Below are 18,794 nucleotides of genomic sequence, written 5' to 3' on the forward strand. Positions count from 1 at the left end.
AACTCCTCTCACCATATCCAGTTACTTCCCATTCAATCGTTCTAAAGCCTCTCGGAGCGTGAATTTTTTTTCATATAATGCTTTACCAATAATGGCACCTTTAGAGTCGCTTTCCTTTAGTTGGTTCAAATCTTGTATACTGCTGATTCCTCCAGATGCGATCACTTCTTTTTTCGTTATCAGAGCCATTTCTTCAATCGCTTTAACATTGGGTCCACTTAGCATTCCATCTGTTGCAATATCCGTAAAAATAAAAGTTTCCGCCCCAGCATCTGCAAAGCGTTTTCCAAGTTCTACTGCTTTTACTTCTGAAGTGGACAGCCAACCATGTGTCGCAACAAATCCATTTTTTGCATCGATACCTATCACTATTCCCTTTCCATATTTGCGGATCATCTTGATCGCAAAGTCTGGCTGTGAAACAGCGATACTGCCAATTATTACTCTTGTTATCCCATTCTCAAGGTAATGGACAATATCTTCTTCTTTCCTAATACCGCCACCAATTTGCACTTTTACCCCTAATTTTGTTGCTGTATCAATGACAAATTGATCATTTACTTTCTTGCCGTCCTTCGCACCATCTAGATCAACCATATGAATCCACTTCGCACCTTGGTCTACAAAGCTTTTTGCCATATCAAATGGTGAATCTCCATAAATAGTTTCTTTTTCATAATCCCCTTGCAGTAAACGAACACACTTTCCGCCTCGCATATCAATGGCTGGATATAAAGTAAAGGTCATCTTGTTTATCCTTTCTGTATTAAATTAGCGAAGTTGCTTAATAATTGCATTCCCAATTTGCTACTTTTCTCTGGATGAAATTGCATGCCAAACACATTGTTTCTTCCTACTACTGCTGGAACCTCTTTATCATAGGAACAGCTTGCTATAATAACGTCTTCTTTTGTTTCTGCATAATAAGAATGCACAAAATAAACGAAATCATCGTTCAAATCAGGTGTGACTAAAGACTCTCTTTTAAAATGCAGCTTATTCCAGCCCATATGAGGAACTTTATAGGCAGTACCATCACCTGTAATGCCAGGAAAGCGAACCACTTTTCCAGGTAATAAATTTAACCCTTCACTATATCCATACTCCTCACTTGATTCGAACAATAACTGCATCCCCAAGCAAATGCCTAACAAAGGCCTCCCACTATCAACAAATACAGAAATCATTTCAGATAGGCCCGTCTTCTTTAATTTTTCCATTGCATCTTTAAACGCTCCTACGCCTGGAAGAATCAATGCATCTGCCTGAAGTAATCTATCTTTATCCTCTGAAATAAAATAGGGAGCATCTAATCTTTCTAACGCTTTACTTACGCTGAACAAATTCCCCATTCCATAGTCAATAATTCCGATCATTTACAGCATCCCTTTCGTGGAAGGAATCCCCTTTATTCTAGGGTCAATTGTTGTTGCTTCATCTAATGCTCGTGCCATTGCTTTAAAGATTGCTTCGATCATATGATGAGTATTTTTCCCATAATGCAAAATAACGTGAAGATTCATTCTAGCTTCTAACGCTAGTTTCCAGAGAAACTCATGAACCAGTTCTGTATCAAAGGTTCCTACTTTATCATTTGGAAACTCTGCTCGGAATTCTAAATGAGGTCTATTGCTTAAATCGATAACCACTTGTGCTAATGTTTCATCCATCGGCACAAAGCTATTCCCATAGCGTTTAATCCCTCTTTTATTTCCAAGCGCATCTTTAATAGCCAATCCTAAACATATCCCAATATCCTCTGTCGTATGGTGATCATCTACTTCAATATCTCCATTCGCTTGGACTGTTAAATTAAATTGGCCATGTTTGGTAAATAAGTCGAGCATATGATTCATAAATGGTACACCTGTATCTAGTTCAGAAACTCCTTCTCCGTCTACATTAAACGATAACTGAATGTTCGTCTCACCTGTTTTTCTACTAATTGCAGCCGTCCTTGCCATTTTCCTTCCTCCTTTTATTATGTAGGTCTTTCAACTAGCGTCTAATCATCATATCGCGCTTCTATTGCTCTTGCGTGAGCTTCTAACCCTTCTAAGCGGGCAAATTTGGCTATTTTATGGGCGTTTTCTTTAAATGCTGCTTCACTATAATGAGTGATACTTGATTTCTTTTGGAAATCATCTACGTTTAGTGGATTGGAGAATCTTGCTGTTCCATTTGTCGGTAAAACGTGGTTTGTTCCAGCAAAATAATCTCCGACTGGCTCTGAGCTATATCTTCCTATAAAAATGGATCCTGCGTGACGGATATGTTCGAGGATATCGTATGGATTCTTTGTTAGGATTTCTAAATGTTCTGGCGCAATGGTATTGATGACTGCGACAGCCTTATCCAATGTTTCTACAACCACTATTAATCCATATTGGTCAATTGATTTTTCCGCTATTTCCTTACGTGGTAAATCATTTAACTGCTGCTTCACTTCTTGAGAGACCTCTTTAGCTAATAAAATAGAAGTAGTAACAAGAACAGAGGAAGCTCTTTCGTCATGCTCTGCCTGTGATAATAAGTCTGCAGCAATTTCTTTGGCACTTGCTGTTTCATCAGCTATAATGGCAATTTCACTTGGTCCTGCAATCATATCAATAGCAACATCGCCAAAAACTTCTCTTTTTGCAAGGGCAACAAAGATATTTCCAGGGCCGACAATCTTATCAACTTTCTCAATTGATTCCGTGCCGTACGCTAATGCTGCAATAGCTTGAGCGCCTCCCACTTTGTAAATTTCCTTTACCCCAGCAATATCAGCTGCTACTAAGACAGCACTAGGAAGAATTCCATTTTCATTCGGTGGAGATACCATAACTATCCGCTGAACTCCTGCAACTAATGCTGGAATGACGTTCATTAATACAGACGAAGGATAAGCTGCTGTTCCCCCTGGAACATAAACACCAACGGAATCTAATGGGAGAATCCGTTGACCAAGAACGGAGCCATTGTCTTGGGTAAAATCCCATGAGGTTTTCAGCTGCTTTTGATGGTATTCTTTAATATTTGCGGCTGCCTCTTTTATAATTGAAACCATTTCCTCTTCTACATGATTGTAAGCAGCTGCTACCTCTTCTTCCTTCACCCGAAGACATGTCAATTCGGCTTTATCCCATTTTTTTGTATATTCAATTAAAGCTTGATCACCACTTCTTTTTACCTCTCCCATAATCTCCCGGACCGCTTTTCGCTGTTCTTCCGTACCTGCATCAACAGAGCGCTTTAAACTAATATTCTCAATATCTGTCACAATTCTCATCTAGAATACTCCTTATTCGTTATTTCACACTTTGTTTCGACTTTACTACTGGCTGAAGCCGCTCTACTAATTCACTAATTCGTCTGTCCTTCAATCGATAGCTTGCAGGATTGACAATTAATCTTGAAGTAATATCTACGATTCTTTCGTATTCAATCAGGCCATTCTCAGCGAGTGTCTTTCCTGTCGAAACAATATCGACAATTCGATCTGTTAAGCCGATAATTGGTGCAAGCTCAATGGAACCATTCAGCTTAATAATTTCTACTTGAGAGCCTTGTTCACGAAAATAGGCTGCTGCCACATTAGGATATTTTGTCGCAATTCTAGGAGCAATTTCATTCAGTTCTGTATGAGGAAGCCCTGCTACTGCTAAATAACAGGCACTAATATGTAAATCTAGCAATTCATATACGTCTCTTTCTTCCTCAAGCATGACATCCTTTCCTGCAATCCCCAAATCTGCTACTCCATGCTCCACATAGGTAGGAACATCCATGGGCTTAGCCAAGATAAAGCGAAAGTTTTCTTCTTCAACCTCTATAATTAATTTCCGGGAGTCGTCAAACTCTGCTGGTAAACGAAAGCCTGCATCTCTTAATAAATCAGCTGCCTCTTCGAAAATTCTTCCCTTTGGCATTGCGATAGTTAGCATGTCATTCATTTGATCACCTCCACCCGTTTTTTCCCGACCAATAGTGTGATTTCACTATACTGTTTTGTACAGGCATCTACATCTTTCACTCCATTAATATCTTGCGTAATGACATGGATGCCAGCACGCCTTTTTTCTTGTGCTAATAGAAACGCTTCTTTTCTGCGTTCATTACTAAATAAAATACATTCGATTATGGTCGTTTTTGCCACCTTACCTAATGCTTCTAATAGTCGATCCACTCGAATAGCAAAACCAGTTGCTCCAGTGTCTTTGCCGAATTTTTCTAATAGCAAATCATACCGGCCCCCACTTCCAATGGGAAAGCCCACGCCTTCTGCATATACCTCATATACAATGCCAGTATAGTAGCTCATATGACTGACAAGTGATAAATCAAATGTCACTCTATCTGCTACTTCGTAATCTATGAGAATGTCCTTTAGCTGTTTTAAGTCATCTATTGCTTTTATGCCTTGATCTCCTTCCATTAATTGATAGGCAAGGTTAATCACTTCTTCTTTTCCTCTAAGCGTTAGGAAGTCATTTAAGCGCTGTTTATCAATACTTGATAAAGCAAGCTGTTCTACATGCTGACGATAGCCGACATAATTTTTCTCATATAGGTATTTGGTTAAACTGTCCACTCTATCTTTTGTTCCAAGAATTTGTTGGAAAAATGATTGGACAAAGCCAATATGTCCTACCGAAACTTGATAGTTTTTCACTCCTGCTTGTTGAAGAGAGGAAATAAGTAGAGAAATTCCTTCTCCATCCGCACTAATGGTTTTATCGCCAATATATTCAACACCTATTTGTTCAAACTCCGCCGGTCTGCCGCCTTCCCGCTGCTGTGCTCGAAACACGGACGCATTATAGGCAAGGCGTAATGGCAAATCTTCTGATAGAAGCTTAGATGCCGCTACTCTTGCTATTGGCGCGGTCATATCTGGGCGAAGAACTAGTGTGTGTCCCTGCTGATCCAATAATTTAAAAAGCTGCTGGTCTAAAATAGCGGAGGCTGTGCCGACTGTTTCATAGTATTCTAATGTCGGAGTTTCAATAAATTGATAACCCCATTTTTTAATTTCTGTATCTATTTTTTGTTTTACTTTATATTTTCTTTCGTAAATCGCTGGTAATGTATCTCTCATGCCTAATGGCTTTTCAAACATAAATAAGCTACTCATCATTACACCTCGTGTTTTAAAATTCCGAATGCTTTAGTTCGCTAATATACTACCAAATTAAAGAGTTGTTTTTAGTGTACTCTTCGTCTGATTCGAGGTCAAGAGAAAAGTTTCATTTATTAGATCTTTCTAAAAAATCCAAGACTAATAAATTCCTTATATAATTCTTTCGATAAATTCCATTTATTGTTATACCCCTCTTTATTTTTTATTTATTCTGATATTTTAAAAAAGACCTATCTTTTCATTACTCCTAGAAACTTATTCTTGAAATAATGGACAGATAGGTATTTCTATTTATTCATCTAAAACATAGGAAGGCTCATTTCGTTTACGTTCTTCCATTTGTTCTGCGGTATAAATGATTTGCATCGGATTTCCCCCAACAAAGCTTCCTGCCGGGACGTCCTTATGTACTAATGTACCTGCAGATACAATCGCACGGTCACCAATTGTCACACCTGGAAGAATAGTGGTATTGGCGCCAATCATGACTTCATCGCCAATTTCAACCTCTCCTAGCCTATATTCCTCTATTAAATATTCATGGGCAAGAATAGTGGTATTGTAGCCTATGACACTATTCTTGCCGACCTTAATTTTTTCTGGAAACATAATATCAAGCATTACCATTAAAGCAAAGGAGGTTTGTTCTCCCACCCGCATTTTTAATAGCTTTCGGTACATCCAATTTTTCACTTTCAAAAAAGGCATATATCTTGCTGTCTGAATAACAATAAAATTTTTAATTACTTTCAAAAACGGAACTGTTTTATAAACATGCCATAAGGAATTTGATCCACTAACCGGATATCTCGTCGTTTTTCTCATGTTTGTTGTACTTCAGGAATAGAAAGGATGTCTTTCATATTCTCAAAAATATAATCAGGATTATATGCCTGCAAAAATTCTTTCCCCTTTAGCGTCCAAGCAACACCCGCTGTTAAAGTACCTGCATTTTTCCCAGACAAAATATCGTGTTTATTATCTCCAACCATAATCGCTTCGCTAGGGGAAGCCTTTAATTTTTCAAGAGCAAGAAGAACCGGCTCGGGATCTGGTTTAGCTTTTGTTACATGATCTAAAGCAACCACTACATCAAAAAATTCATCTAGCTTCGTCAATTTCAAGCCCATTTCCACTACATCGGAAAGTTTCGTTGATACAATTGCCAGCTTAAAGCCTCTTTGCTTTAATTCTTTCATAGCATCGTACACACCATCAAATATCGTAACAATCTTATCGTGATTCGCAATATTATAAGAGCGGTACATTGCCATCATTTCTGGAGCACGCATTTTATCAATCGACTCAAATGTTTCCAATAATGGTGGTCCCATAAAAGGAATGACATCAACTCGTTTATATTTTCCTGGGTAATAATGATTTAATGTATGTAAGTAGGAGGAAATAATTAATTCATTTGTATTTATTAGCGTTCCATCCAAATCAAATAATGCTGTATTAATCTTTCCAGTCAACCTAAACATTCCTTTCCATGATTAACCATTTGCATCTAAATAACGTTCACTCGCAATACCCGTTTTCCGTCTATAAGCGATACAGATAATAGAAATGACAATTAACGCTAAAGAAATTAATTGAGCCATCCGTAAGTCACCTATCATAAGGCTGTCTGTTCTCATTCCTTCGATAAAGAATCTTCCAATCGAATACCAAATAACATAAGATAAAAAGATTTCTCCTCTACGTAAGTTCACTTTCCGTAAAACTAGTAAAATCACGAATCCAACAATATTCCATAATGATTCATATAAAAAAGTAGGATGATAGTAAGTGCCGTTAATATACATTTGATCGATAATAAAATTCGGCAAATGTAAGCCTTCTAAAAAGGAACGTGTGACTTCTTCGCCATGTGCCTCTTGATTCATAAAGTTGCCCCAACGGCCAATAGCTTGTCCCAGAATTAGACTAGGTGCAGCGATGTCTGCCATTTTCCAGAAGGAAATATCCTTTTTCTTTGTAAAAATATAAGTAGTTACGATTGCACCAATTAAAGCTCCATGAATGGCAATTCCACCATTCCAAATTTTCGGTATATCCCCTAGATGATCTTTATAGTAGCTCCATTCAAAAATGACATAGTAAATTCGCGCACATATAATGGAAATCGGGATTGCCCATAACATTAAATCAGGGAAGTCATCCTTTCCAAGTCCTCTTCTATTTCCTTCTCGCATTGCAATAATAAGAGCAAGAATCAATCCAGAGCCAATGATAAGTCCGTACCATCTAACATCAATCGGCCCTAACGAAAAAGCAATTGGATCAATTGGTTGTATATCTTCCATTCGATTTCCTCCTATTTCCCATGTTTTTACTATTTACTTCTAGCTATTTATTTTCGTTCGTCAGATATAACATTGTTTAATTTATTCGTGAATTGTTCGGCTGCATTAACACCCATTCTTTTTAAACGGAAATTCATTGCTGCGACCTCAATAATTACCGCTAAATTTCGCCCAGGGCGAACTGGAATTGTCAGCTTTGTTACTTCTGTATCAATTATTTTCATTTTTTCTTCATCTAAACCTAAACGGTCATATTGCTTGTTCTGCTCCCATAATTCCAGAGACATAACTAAAGATATCTTTTTGTGGGTACGTACAGCCCCAGCTCCAAAAAGCGTCATGACATTAATGATACCTAATCCACGGATTTCCAATAGATGTTCAATTAACTCTGGTGAACTACCAACAATTAAATTCTCATCTTCTTGGCGTATCTCCACACAATCATCAGCAACTAATCGATGCCCGCGCTTTACAAGCTCAAGGGCTGTTTCACTTTTACCAACACCACTTTTACCAGTAATTAAAACGCCCACACCATAAATATCAACAAGTACCCCGTGAACTGCTGTCGTTGGTGCTAATTTTCTTTCTAAGAAGTTTGTAAGACGACTGGAAAAAAGCGATGTTTTATGCTTGGATCGTAGTACAGGTACAGCTAATTCTTCTGATGCCTCTATTAATTGAGGAGGCACCTCCATATTTCGTGTAATGATAATTCCAGGCGTTGTATCACTACATAATTTAGTTAAGCGATTTGCTCTATCTTCCTCACTTAACCGTTCGGCAAAGGTCAGTTCTGTCTTCCCTAACAACTGAACACGTTCTGCTGGATAATAATTAAAATAGCCGGCCATCTCGAGACCTGGTCTTGATATATCACTAACTGTAATTGGTCGATTAATTCCCTCTTCTCCACTTACAATTTCTAAATCAAACTCTTCGATAACATCTTTTATTAGTACTTTCGCTGCCATGAAGCTCCTCCTTTAAAGGTCATTGCTGTTAAGTTTTTATAAACAGTATAGGGTGTTTAAGGTAGTTTTTTTTAGAATTCCATATTCACCTTATTTTAGCATTAAACTCTAAATATATGCTAGAATTCAGTCAAAATAATAAGAAAAGCTGCTAAGTAAAGCAATGGTCTTTTCTCCACTCCTTTACTCGGCAGCTTTTATCCTTTTCCTCGCAGAACTGTGTTTTGAACAATTATATTGCAAAGTGACAGCAGAATGCTAAAAAGTAAACACATACCAAAACTCGAAATTTCAAAACTATCTCCCATTAGCCTGTCTGTTAATGACAGCGTAATAGCGTTGATGACAAATAAAAATAGCCCAAGCGATAACACTGTTACAGGTAACGTCAATAAAATTAAAATTGGTTTGACAATAATATTTAGCAAGGATAAAATCACACTTGCCCCAATTGCCGCACCTATTCCCGATAAATAAAATTGTTCCTGAAATAAACCAGCTAATGCTACAAAGAAAATAGCATTAATCAGTATTCCGATTATCCATCTCATTCCAATTACTCCTTATTAAACACAGAAGAAGCTGATTAATTTAAGATACAGAAGAAGACAACTTTTTATTTCTTGTCTTCTCCAACGTGCAGTCCATGTATCTTATCCAATTCTTCTATTAAAATTAATTGCTTTTATCAATTTTCTTCACTTTAATCGATCCTGTTTTAGTATTAGCTTCAATTTTTGTATGATGCTCACTTGATTGGATTGATTTAAATTGTAACGTTTTTTGCAGAACTTCATTTTTTTCTTCTATTATTTGTATTCCCTCTAATTCTACATTGAATCCACCAAAATTCGTTTTTAATTCACCACTAACCGCTAAAGATTCTGGTAAACTTACTTCAATGCTTCCTGTTGTTCCTTGAAGTTCAAGGATGTCACAGGCTTCTGAATGATTCACACAAGAAATACTGCCGTTGAAGGCTTGTAAATCAACTTTATTAAAATAACCATCAACCGTAATAGAGCCATTTATTGTTTCTGCATCCAGCTTTTCCATCTTTCCTTTTTCAACTTTAATACTGCCGTTTGCAGCGTCTGCCTCCACTTTTTTATTTTCACCAGCTTTTAGCGTTATTTTACCATTTGCTGTTTTAGCATACAATTTTTCCGCTTTAACATCAAAAGTAGTAATTGGTCCATTAAATAAACGGATAATGGCCGATTCATATGAAATTTGTGGAATATAAACCTGTGTTTTCACTTTCATCCACTTATGGTTCGTTTTCAATACTAAGCGCTCCTCATCTACGATTACATCTACTTCCTTGAGAAATACCTTTTTTGCTTCCTCTAAAGAATTCACTCGATAGACCTTAGCTTTACACTCAATACTTACTTCCTCTTGATCCCATGGAATCAGCTCCACTTCCCCATTGGGAATATCGATATCCACCTTTTTTGGGGCAATATTATGGTATTGAAAAATGTGAGAAACTTCTTCAAAATGACCAAAGTTTAAATCAAGGTCTACTTCCTTCACCTTTTTTATGGTTGTATCAACTATGTCAAAAAGCTTATCTTTCGCTGCTTGAAAATTAAATCCATAATTTGAAGATGTTTCTTTCTTCTTTTCATGAAACTTTGTTTCCTTTTGAAAATCTTCTAAAATTATCTTTTCTTCTTCATTTAAAGACTTCTTCTCATTCACTTCATCAACCTTTTCCATTAGCTTTAACGCTTCATCTACAGTTAATTTTCCACTTTCCACTAATTCTAAAATTCGCTTTTTCTCGTCTGCCACTGTAAATCCTCCTCAAAATAACGATTTTATTCTTTTTAGTACTTTTCACATAAATAAGACGTTAAAACACTGCTTATTTTCATTTGCTAATGTAAAGACTATTTTGTTAAAGGAAAAAACACTTCCAAAGCCGCTCAGTGGTTGAAATTACTAATCAACAGTACGGACTCCTATATGTTAATACGGAATCACCCCTGCAAAAGTTTCAATCTGAATACTTTCTGACCTTTTTATTTTATGTAGCGATTTTCTAATTCAGAAGAACTTCTGCGTAAGTAAGAAAAAAAGAGACGAGGCTTAGCAGATAGCCGAATTGAATAATTAATTCAGCTTTTCTACTTTCCTCGTCTCTTGATTTAAGTTGTAGCGATCTTTTCAGCTTCTATGATACTATCCTTCATTCTTTGCCGTTCTCTCTCTAGGATTGGCTTTAAATATTTCCCTGTATAAGACCCTTTTAGATTGGCAATATCCTCAGGAGTCCCTGTTCCTAATATTGTGCCACCTTTATCTCCGCCTTCTGGTCCTAAGTCGATAATATAATCTGCTGTCTTAATGACATCGAGATTATGTTCAATAACTAGTACTGTATCTCCATTTTCGACTAGTCGCTGAAGAACAATCAATAGTCTTGAAATATCATCAACATGTAAGCCTGTTGTCGGCTCATCCAAAATATAAAAGGACTTACCCGTAGATCGGCGGTGTAGTTCTGATGCTAGTTTTACCCTTTGTGCCTCTCCGCCTGATAAAGTAGTCGCTGGTTGTCCGAGTTTAATATATCCTAAACCAACGTCCACAATTGTTTGCAATTTACGATGAATTTTCGGTATATTTTCAAAAAAGGATACGCCATCTTCTACTGTCATTTCCAATACATCGGAAATATTTTTCCCTTTATATTTCACTTCTAATGTTTCCCTATTGTATCGTTTGCCATGACAAACTTCACAAGGAACATAAACGTCTGGAAGGAAATGCATTTCAATTTTTATGATTCCGTCTCCACGGCAGGCTTCGCATCTTCCACCTTTGACATTAAAACTAAAGCGTCCTTTTTTATAACCGCGTATCTTTGCTTCATTGGTTGTCGCAAAAACATCACGTATATCATCAAACACTCCAGTATAGGTTGCCGGATTCGATCTTGGTGTTCGGCCAATTGGAGATTGGTCAATATCAATGACTTTTTCCAATTGTTCAATTCCCTTAATTTCCTTATGGGCACCTGGCTTTGCCTTCGCACGATTTAGCTTTTGAGCCAAGCCTTTATGAAGAATTTCATTAATTAAAGTACTTTTTCCTGAACCAGAAACCCCTGTCACAGCAATAAACATTCCGAGCGGTATTTTTACATTTACATTCTTTAAATTATTTTCTTTTGCCCCGGTAATTTCAATAAATCTGCCATCACTTTGTTTTCTCTCTAATGGAAGTGGAATGAATTTCTTTCCAGATAAGTACTGACCAGTTATCGATTGCGGATCATTCATTACTTCTTTTGGTGTTCCAACAGAAATAATTTCGCCACCATGGACACCCGCACCTGGTCCTACATCTATTAAATAGTCAGCAGCCATCATAGTGTCTTCATCATGTTCTACAACAATCAATGTATTCCCTATGTCACGCATCTGTCTTAGTGTATCGATTAATTTATCATTATCTCTTTGGTGAAGCCCAATAGAAGGCTCATCCAAAATATAAAGTACACCCGTAAGCCTTGAACCAATTTGTGTTGCTAAACGTATTCTTTGTGCTTCTCCACCAGATAAAGTTCCTGCAGCTCTACTTAGTGTTAGATAATCTAATCCAACATTGATCAAAAATCCAACTCTTTCTTTTATTTCTCGAAGAATTAAGTTAGCAATTTGTTTTTCTTTATCTGTTAAATCAACCTTCTCCATAAATTCATAGCATTCCACCACTGATTTTTCAGTTATTTTACCGATATGCTGTCCGTTAATTAAAACAGCCAAAGCCTCTTTCTTTAGGCGATATCCTTTACATGTGCGACAAGGCTGTTCCGCCATGTATTTTTGCATTTGCTCACGGATGTAGTCAGAACTAGTTTCTTTATATCTTCTTTCCACGTTTTTAATAACGCCTTCAAATTGGATATCATTTTCTCTCACTTGGCCAAAGTCATTTTCATAACGGAAATGGATATATTCCTTTCCAGATCCATAAAGGATTTTATCCATTAGATTCTTCGGAATGTTCTTTACAGGTATATTCATGTCAATCCCATAATGATTACATACACTTTCAAGAAGCTGCGGATAGTATTGAGAACTAATAGATTCCCATGGAGCTATCGCATTTTCCTTTAAAGTTAAATTCCAATCAGGAATAACTAAATCTACGTCTACAACTAGTTTATTTCCGAGGCCATCACAATCTGGACAAGCTCCAAATGGACTATTAAAAGAAAATAACCTTGGTTCTAATTCACTAATAGAGAAACCGCAAATTGGACAAGCGTGATGTTCACTAAACAGTAATTCCTCTTGTCCCATCACATCAATAATGACTTTTCCATTCCCAAATTGTAAGGCTGATTCCAATGAATCTGCCAGACGAGCAGTTATTCCCTCTTTGACAACAAGTCGATCGATAACTACTTCAATATTATGTTTCTTATTTTTCTCTAGAGAAATATCATCACCAATTTCAAACATTTCTCCATCGATGCGCAAACGAACGTACCCTTGTTTTTTTACATCTTCAAGTACTTTCACATGTGTACCCTTGCGCCCTGATACAACTGGCGCAAGTACTTGCAGTCTAGTTCTCTCAGGATATTCGAGAATACGGTCTACCATCTGTTCTATTGTCTGAGAAGAAATTTCAATACCATGCTCTGGACAAGTTGGTCTTCCTACCCTCGCAAATAATAATCTCAAATAATCATAAATTTCGGTTACAGTCCCCACAGTGGAGCGGGGATTTCGACTTGTCGTTTTCTGATCAATGGAAATAGCGGGAGATAAGCCTTCTATTGAATCAACATCAGGCTTATCCATTTGTCCTAAAAACTGCCGCGCATAGGCGGATAAAGATTCTACATATCTTCTTTGTCCTTCTGCATAAATCGTATCAAAAGCAAGAGAAGACTTTCCTGAACCAGATAAACCAGTTATCACTACTAATTGATCTCTCGGTATTGTTATATCAATATTTTTTAAATTATTTGCACGTGCACCTTTTACAATAAGTTTATCTTTTGCCATTGTTCTCTCACCCCTCAGCCTTTAATTCAAGCAATAAATCGCGAAGTTCTGCAGCTCTTTCGAAGTTTAATGCTTTTGCTGCTTCTTTCATTTCATTCTCCATTTGTGCAATCATTGCTTCTTTTTCTTTTTTCGTTAATTTATCAAGTTTTGTAGTTGTTCCATACTCTTCAGGCTCCTCTGCTGCTTGCGTAGCACGGATTGTGTCTCTAATTCCTTTTTGAATAGTTTGCGGGGTAATTCCATGTTCTTCATTATACTTTTCTTGAATTTCTCTACGTCTTTTCGTCTCACTGATGGCGACTTCCATTGAATGGGTTATCTTATCAGCGTACATGATGACTTGACCATTAGAATTTCTCGCTGCACGTCCGATTGTTTGAATAAGGGACCGCTCTGAACGAAGGAATCCTTCTTTATCTGCATCCAAAATCGTAACGAGTGAGACTTCAGGAATATCCAAGCCTTCTCGCAATAGGTTAATTCCTACCAATACATCGTATTTCCCAAGACGTAACTCTCGAATAATTTCAATCCGTTCTAATGTTTTTACTTCGGAATGTAGATACTGTACTTTTATCCCTATTTCTTTCAGATAATCTGTTAAATCCTCTGACATTTTTTTCGTTAGTGTTGTTACCAATACCCGTTCATTTCGTTTAATTCTCTCATGGATTTCCGCTATTAAATCATCAATCTGTCCTTCAATTGGACGAACATCAATGGTTGGATCAAGCAATCCAGTTGGACGGATTATTTGTTCAATCATAACAGGAGTATGTTCGATTTCATATGGTCCTGGTGTTGCAGAAACACAAATCATTTGATTAATATGCTTCTCAAATTCTCCAAACGTTAACGGGCGGTTATCAAGTGCTGACGGCAGGCGAAAACCATGCTCTACTAATACGTTTTTCCGCGCTTGGTCACCATTATACATTCCTCTAATTTGCGGCAATGTAACATGAGACTCGTCAATCACAAGTAAGAAATCTTTTGGAAAATAATCCAGCAATGTATAAGGAGTAGATCCAGGAGGTCTTAATGTTAAATGTCTTGAGTAATTTTCTATTCCTGAACAGAATCCCATTTCTCGCATCATTTCTAAATCATAGCGGGAGCGTTGTTCTAGACGCTGAGCCTCTAATAATTTATTATCTGCTCTTAATTGCTCTAATCGTTCTTCTAATTCTTTTTCAATGTTTTCAATTGCTATTTTCATTTTCTCTTCTCTTGTTACGAAGTGAGACGCCGGAAAAATAGCAATATGATTTCGTTCTCCTAAAATTTCACCAGTTAATGCATCCACTTCCCGAATCCGATCAATTTCATCTCCAAAAAATTCGACTCTAATACAATGTTCATCTCGGGACGCTGGGAAAATTTCGACTACATCACCACGGACACGAAAAGTTCCCCGTTTAAAATCAATATCATTTCGATCGTATTGAATATCCACTAATTTACGAAGCAATTGATTTCTTTCCAATTCCATACCGGTTCTTAATGATACAACCATTTCTCGATATTCTTCTGGAGAACCTAATCCATATATACAAGATACACTGGCAATAATTATTACGTCATCCCTTTCAAATAAAGAAGATGTTGCTGAGTGACGGAGCTTATCAATTTCATCATTGATGCTTGCATCCTTTTCAATAAACGTATCCGTTTGCGGGACATAAGCCTCTGGTTGGTAATAATCATAGTAGCTAACAAAATATTCTACTGCATTATTAGGAAAAAATTCTTTAAACTCACTATATAATTGACCTGCTAAGGTTTTATTGTGAGCAATAATTAAAGTTGGCTTTTTAACTTCTTTAATCACATTGCTTATGGTGAACGTTTTACCCGTCCCAGTTGCCCCCAGCAAGGTTTGAATCTTCTCTCCTGCTTGTATACCTGAGACTAATTTTTTGATTGCTTCTGGCTGATCTCCTTGAGGAGTATACTTTGAAACTAATTCAAAATCATGACTCACTAAACCATCCTCCGATCTATATAAGCACGCCTGCTTATTCATCCATTCCTTTGCTGCTTTATGTTAATAATCCATTATATTTAGAAGTTATTTTCGTAACTCTGTTGTTTTAAGGATTTAAATTCTTCACAAAAAGCGTCATATTAAGGAAAACAACAAAAATGGAAAAGGCGATTTTTACCATTTCTTTTTTATAATTCCTACCTATGTAATCAATATAACATCATTCTACCACAAACCTTCCATTTCAAACCACAAAAAAGAGAACAAACATTCGATTTATTTTTGAATATAATTTAGAATTAAGACAAAAAACATTTCCCTATAAAAAAATGACTACACGAATACCTATCCTCTTTATCGACGGAAAATCGTTTAGTCATTCTTCTTCTCTATTCTTTTTTATATTTCTTCTATTAAGTATCCTTACTTGCTAATCTCTCTTTCCAATTTCTACTGATCATATAACCAATAGTCATAGAAAAAGCATCAACAACAATTAATAAAAATGTATCAGTATATCCTCTATAAACCGAAGCAGCTATTAAAGCTACGGTTAAGACTAAACCAATAATTGGATAATAGGTTGCTTTTGAAAAAAGGATTACCAATAGGCACGGGAAAAATAGTGCAGCTAGATATTTCCCCATCTATATACACCTCTATTTAACAAATTTCACTTCATTGACCGTTAATCCAAATTTTCCTAGCGCACTTGCTAAATTATTAAATATTGGTATCTGGCTAAAATCTACACCTAGTTGAATAGCTGTTTGTGCCACCTCTGGTCTTAATCCTGAAAGATAACCTTTGACACCAATTAATCGCAAAGCATGAATCACTTGGAAAATTTGATGCGCAACCATTGTATCAATTAGGGGCACACCCGATAAATCAATAAATAAGTGATTAAATCGTTTCTCGTTACATTCCTTTAGTGTATTCTCCATAATTAATTGCGCTCTCTTTGTATCAATATCTCCGATTAATGGAAGAACACCAATTCCCTCCGTAATCGGGATAACTGGGCTGCTTAATTCATATATAGTTTCTTGCTGTGCCATCAATTGCTGAAATTTATATTTATCATAAGAATCAATAAAAATATTTACAAATAAATCAAATGCATAATGAATTAATCGTATCCATTCAAAGAGTGTAGGAATTGTTAAATGAGCAGTAGTCTCCGCAGAAAACTTCTCTACATATGATAAAAGAATCCCTTTAACCGTGTTAAGCTGTTCAATAGATTCTAAAATCGGAACTAATTCTTTCGCCCGCTTTTCTGCAACTTTAATAGCCCATTCAAAAATATTTGCTGAATACACTTCTTCTTCCTCAATAAAAACCTTTATTACATTTTCTAAAAGAGTTTGATGTGCGGTAATTAGTTCTTCCATATTCTCTGCTGATTTATTGACTGAATAAAAGGATGAAATACTATTTTCTATCTTGCTTAGCCACTCTTTACGCATATCAACAAGATGGTCATTTAAATAAGTATATAAACTTTGCATACAAGGTTCCAACTAATTCTCCTCCTAATTCAAGAAACAAGGCTTCATTAGGTTTCTATATGGCTATTTCTCACAATACAATAACAGTAGCATCCACAACTGTCTATTGTTGATATTCTACTTGTTTTCTTAAAAACCGTTCTAGTGTTTATCGATAAATATATACTATTATATAGTTCTCCTCATAGTGAAACAAGCAAGAAGTCTTTTTTCTAGAAGTAGAATCCTTATGTATTTTTTAACAAGCTTGTTGCAATCACTTGAAAGATTGGTTTCACAGAAGATGCTCTTTTCTTAGCATGCTCTAGCAATACAATAATATCATCTACTTCTTCATGACTTAACTCTTCCACAATCCAATCTTCCAAATCCTGATTCTTAATGACTATCGTACGATTTGGTATATCAATCGTACGATACTTCCTCAATTCATTATGAATGAAATTAATATGATGTTGATATTTCTTTTGCTTATGTAAAGAAAATGTATTTTTATTCAATCGATTCTTCTTCATCCTTATGCTCCTCTCTATATGTATCTATGCATCTTCTTCTATTCTATTTTTGTTAAATATATAGCTATTATAATAGGAAAAATATACAGAAGGCCTTAATCCCTAGTAAATTCTACTAAAATAGGCAATAAGAAGTGTGATAACTAGTCAGAAAGTCTGTTTTATCTACGATAGAGCTAAGGTAATATTTACTAATAAGGGGATGCGAAGCAGCAATATATAGCCATTATGTAAAGGAGACAAATAATATGGGAAAAGGAACTATGAATATTGTTGGGTATCGTATAAAAAGGGATGTTTATTCAAACTCTATTGAAGGCTTATTTCTACTAAAAAAGAACTCCATCTTAACGAAGAAGCATATTGACTTACTTACAAAGCATCAGGTTAATCCATTTGATGTAATTGAACCTACAGATGAAACCTCTGCCTCCTCCGATAATAAGGAATTTACTAATTTGCTAGATGAGGTAAAAGAAACTTTCCATCGCATCATCAAACAAGATAACAGCACGGTGGAGAAACTTCTGCATGATTTTAAAAACACTATTAATTCTTCTCTTCAAGAATTAGCTATTTTAGAAATTCTTCATAAAGAAGTCTCACCAGATGATTATATTTACCAGCATAGTATTAATGTTGGAATCCTTTCTGCCATTATTGGGAAAATTTTAGGATTACCTAAAAAGCAATGCCATCTGCTTAGTCAAATGGGATTATTTCATGATATCGGCATGTTAAAATTGGATCCATCCATTTTAAAAGTATCTGCTCGTTTAACACAAACAGAATATAAAGAAATGCAAAAACACACGATCTATGGAAAAGGCATCTTATTTCAAGTTCCGCAATTGGATATATTAATATCGCGAACTGCTCTGTTACATCATGAAAAAATAAATGGCAAAGGCTATCCCTCTCAGCGTACAGAAAAGGATATTCCCTTCTTGATCCAAATCGTTTCCGTTGCAGACATATTTAATAGCATGTGTACTTCTAATACGTATAAAGACAAGAAAACCTACATTGAAGCTATCGATGAATTAATAAATGAATCCTATGGAAATGCTTTAAATCCTGCTATTGTTATTCCATTTACCAATTTCATTATGAGAAAGCAGCTCTTTAAAAAAGTCATACTATCTAATAATGAAACGGCAGAAATTATCTTTATTCATCAAAATGAACCTCATTTACCATTGATTCGGCTAAAGGATTCCTATATTGATTTACGCAGGACTTCCTCTTTGAAGATTACTGGATTAGCAAATTGAATAAAAAAAATGGTCAAATCACAAAGATTTGACCATTTTTTTTATTATTCAGGGATT

General features: G+C 36.0%; 18 protein-coding genes. 1 reads left to right on the top strand and 17 read right to left on the bottom strand.

The features are described from left to right. Window positions 1-21: 21 nt before the first annotated feature. The 17 genes from hisA to BCI01S_RS17490 all read right to left on the bottom strand — a co-directional run bounded on the left by hisA (window position 22) and on the right by BCI01S_RS17490 (window position 17,463). Window positions 22-747 (bottom strand): 1-(5-phosphoribosyl)-5-[(5-phosphoribosylamino)methylideneamino]imidazole-4-carboxamide isomerase, encoded by a 726-nt coding sequence (gene hisA / locus BCI01S_RS17410; RefSeq protein ID WP_061800343.1) that lies wholly within the window; start codon window positions 745-747, stop codon window positions 22-24. Window positions 748-752: 5 nt separating this feature from the next. Continuing rightward, window positions 753-1,376 carry an imidazole glycerol phosphate synthase subunit HisH gene (gene hisH, locus BCI01S_RS17415; RefSeq protein WP_061800345.1) on the bottom strand — a complete coding sequence of 208 codons (624 nt, stop codon included), beginning with the start codon at window positions 1,374-1,376 and terminating at the stop codon, window positions 753-755. Then, entirely contained in the window at window positions 1,377-1,964 is a 588-nt protein-coding gene (gene hisB, locus BCI01S_RS17420; protein WP_061800347.1) for an imidazoleglycerol-phosphate dehydratase HisB, read from the bottom strand. It abuts the gene before it with no gap. 41 nt (window positions 1,965-2,005) lie between these two features. Then, a complete protein-coding gene (hisD, locus tag BCI01S_RS17425; protein WP_061800349.1) occupies window positions 2,006-3,274 on the bottom strand; it encodes a histidinol dehydrogenase in 1,269 nt (422 codons plus the stop codon). A gap of 19 nt (window positions 3,275-3,293) precedes the next feature. Next, entirely contained in the window at window positions 3,294-3,938 is a 645-nt protein-coding gene (gene hisG / locus BCI01S_RS17430) for an ATP phosphoribosyltransferase (RefSeq protein WP_047943767.1), read from the bottom strand. Next, a complete protein-coding gene (locus BCI01S_RS17435; protein ID WP_061800353.1) occupies window positions 3,935-5,119 on the bottom strand; it encodes an ATP phosphoribosyltransferase regulatory subunit in 1,185 nt (394 codons plus the stop codon). Before BCI01S_RS17435 ends, hisG begins: the two co-directional genes overlap by 4 nt. Window positions 5,120-5,416: 297 nt before the next feature. After that, window positions 5,417-5,950 (bottom strand): acyltransferase, encoded by a 534-nt coding sequence (locus BCI01S_RS17440; protein WP_061800355.1) that lies wholly within the window; start codon window positions 5,948-5,950, stop codon window positions 5,417-5,419. Further along, window positions 5,947-6,600: a pyrophosphatase PpaX gene (gene ppaX, locus BCI01S_RS17445; RefSeq protein WP_095258577.1), complete on the bottom strand. Its 654-nt coding sequence runs from the start codon at window positions 6,598-6,600 to the stop codon at window positions 5,947-5,949. The genes BCI01S_RS17440 and ppaX overlap by 4 nt, the downstream gene beginning before the upstream one ends. Window positions 6,601-6,621: 21 nt before the next feature. Then, on the bottom strand, window positions 6,622-7,434 hold the full coding sequence (lgt, locus tag BCI01S_RS17450; RefSeq protein WP_061800357.1) for a prolipoprotein diacylglyceryl transferase: 813 nt from the start codon (window positions 7,432-7,434) through the stop codon (window positions 6,622-6,624). Between the two features lie 47 nt (window positions 7,435-7,481). After that, window positions 7,482-8,411 carry an HPr(Ser) kinase/phosphatase gene (gene hprK, locus BCI01S_RS17455; protein ID WP_047943762.1) on the bottom strand — a complete coding sequence of 310 codons (930 nt, stop codon included), beginning with the start codon at window positions 8,409-8,411 and terminating at the stop codon, window positions 7,482-7,484. 197 nt (window positions 8,412-8,608) lie between these two features. Continuing rightward, complete coding sequence (locus tag BCI01S_RS17460) at window positions 8,609-8,962, bottom strand: phage holin family protein (RefSeq protein ID WP_047943761.1); 354 nt, start codon at window positions 8,960-8,962, stop codon at window positions 8,609-8,611. Window positions 8,963-9,086: 124 nt separating this feature from the next. Next, window positions 9,087-10,211, bottom strand: coding sequence for a DUF4097 family beta strand repeat-containing protein (locus BCI01S_RS17465; protein WP_047943760.1), 1,125 nt, complete (start codon window positions 10,209-10,211; stop codon window positions 9,087-9,089). A gap of 356 nt (window positions 10,212-10,567) precedes the next feature. Further along, complete coding sequence (uvrA, locus tag BCI01S_RS17470) at window positions 10,568-13,444, bottom strand: excinuclease ABC subunit UvrA (RefSeq protein WP_061800359.1); 2,877 nt, start codon at window positions 13,442-13,444, stop codon at window positions 10,568-10,570. A 7-nt stretch (window positions 13,445-13,451) separates the two neighbouring features. Beyond that, window positions 13,452-15,431: an excinuclease ABC subunit UvrB gene (uvrB, locus tag BCI01S_RS17475; RefSeq protein ID WP_095258576.1), complete on the bottom strand. Its 1,980-nt coding sequence runs from the start codon at window positions 15,429-15,431 to the stop codon at window positions 13,452-13,454. Window positions 15,432-15,847: 416 nt separating this feature from the next. After that, the gene (locus BCI01S_RS17480) at window positions 15,848-16,081 is read right to left on the bottom strand and encodes a CsbA family protein (RefSeq protein ID WP_047943757.1); all 234 of its coding nucleotides are present in this window, start codon (window positions 16,079-16,081) and stop codon (window positions 15,848-15,850) included. 12 nt (window positions 16,082-16,093) lie between these two features. Next, a complete protein-coding gene (locus BCI01S_RS17485) occupies window positions 16,094-16,960 on the bottom strand; it encodes an STAS domain-containing protein (protein ID WP_061800362.1) in 867 nt (288 codons plus the stop codon). Between the two features lie 215 nt (window positions 16,961-17,175). Next, window positions 17,176-17,463, bottom strand: a complete 288-nt coding sequence (locus tag BCI01S_RS17490; RefSeq protein ID WP_235844534.1) for a hypothetical protein — start codon at window positions 17,461-17,463, stop codon at window positions 17,176-17,178. Window positions 17,464-17,711: 248 nt separating this feature from the next. Here BCI01S_RS17490 and BCI01S_RS17495 point away from each other — a divergent pair, with 248 nt between their 5' ends. After that, the gene (locus BCI01S_RS17495) at window positions 17,712-18,737 is read left to right on the top strand and encodes an HD-GYP domain-containing protein (protein WP_061800364.1); all 1,026 of its coding nucleotides are present in this window, start codon (window positions 17,712-17,714) and stop codon (window positions 18,735-18,737) included. Window positions 18,738-18,794 lie beyond the last annotated feature (57 nt).

Origin of the sequence: Niallia circulans NBRC 13626, from assembly GCF_001591585.1 — a bacterium.
GTDB lineage: Bacteria > Bacillota > Bacilli > Bacillales > Cytobacillaceae > Niallia > Niallia circulans.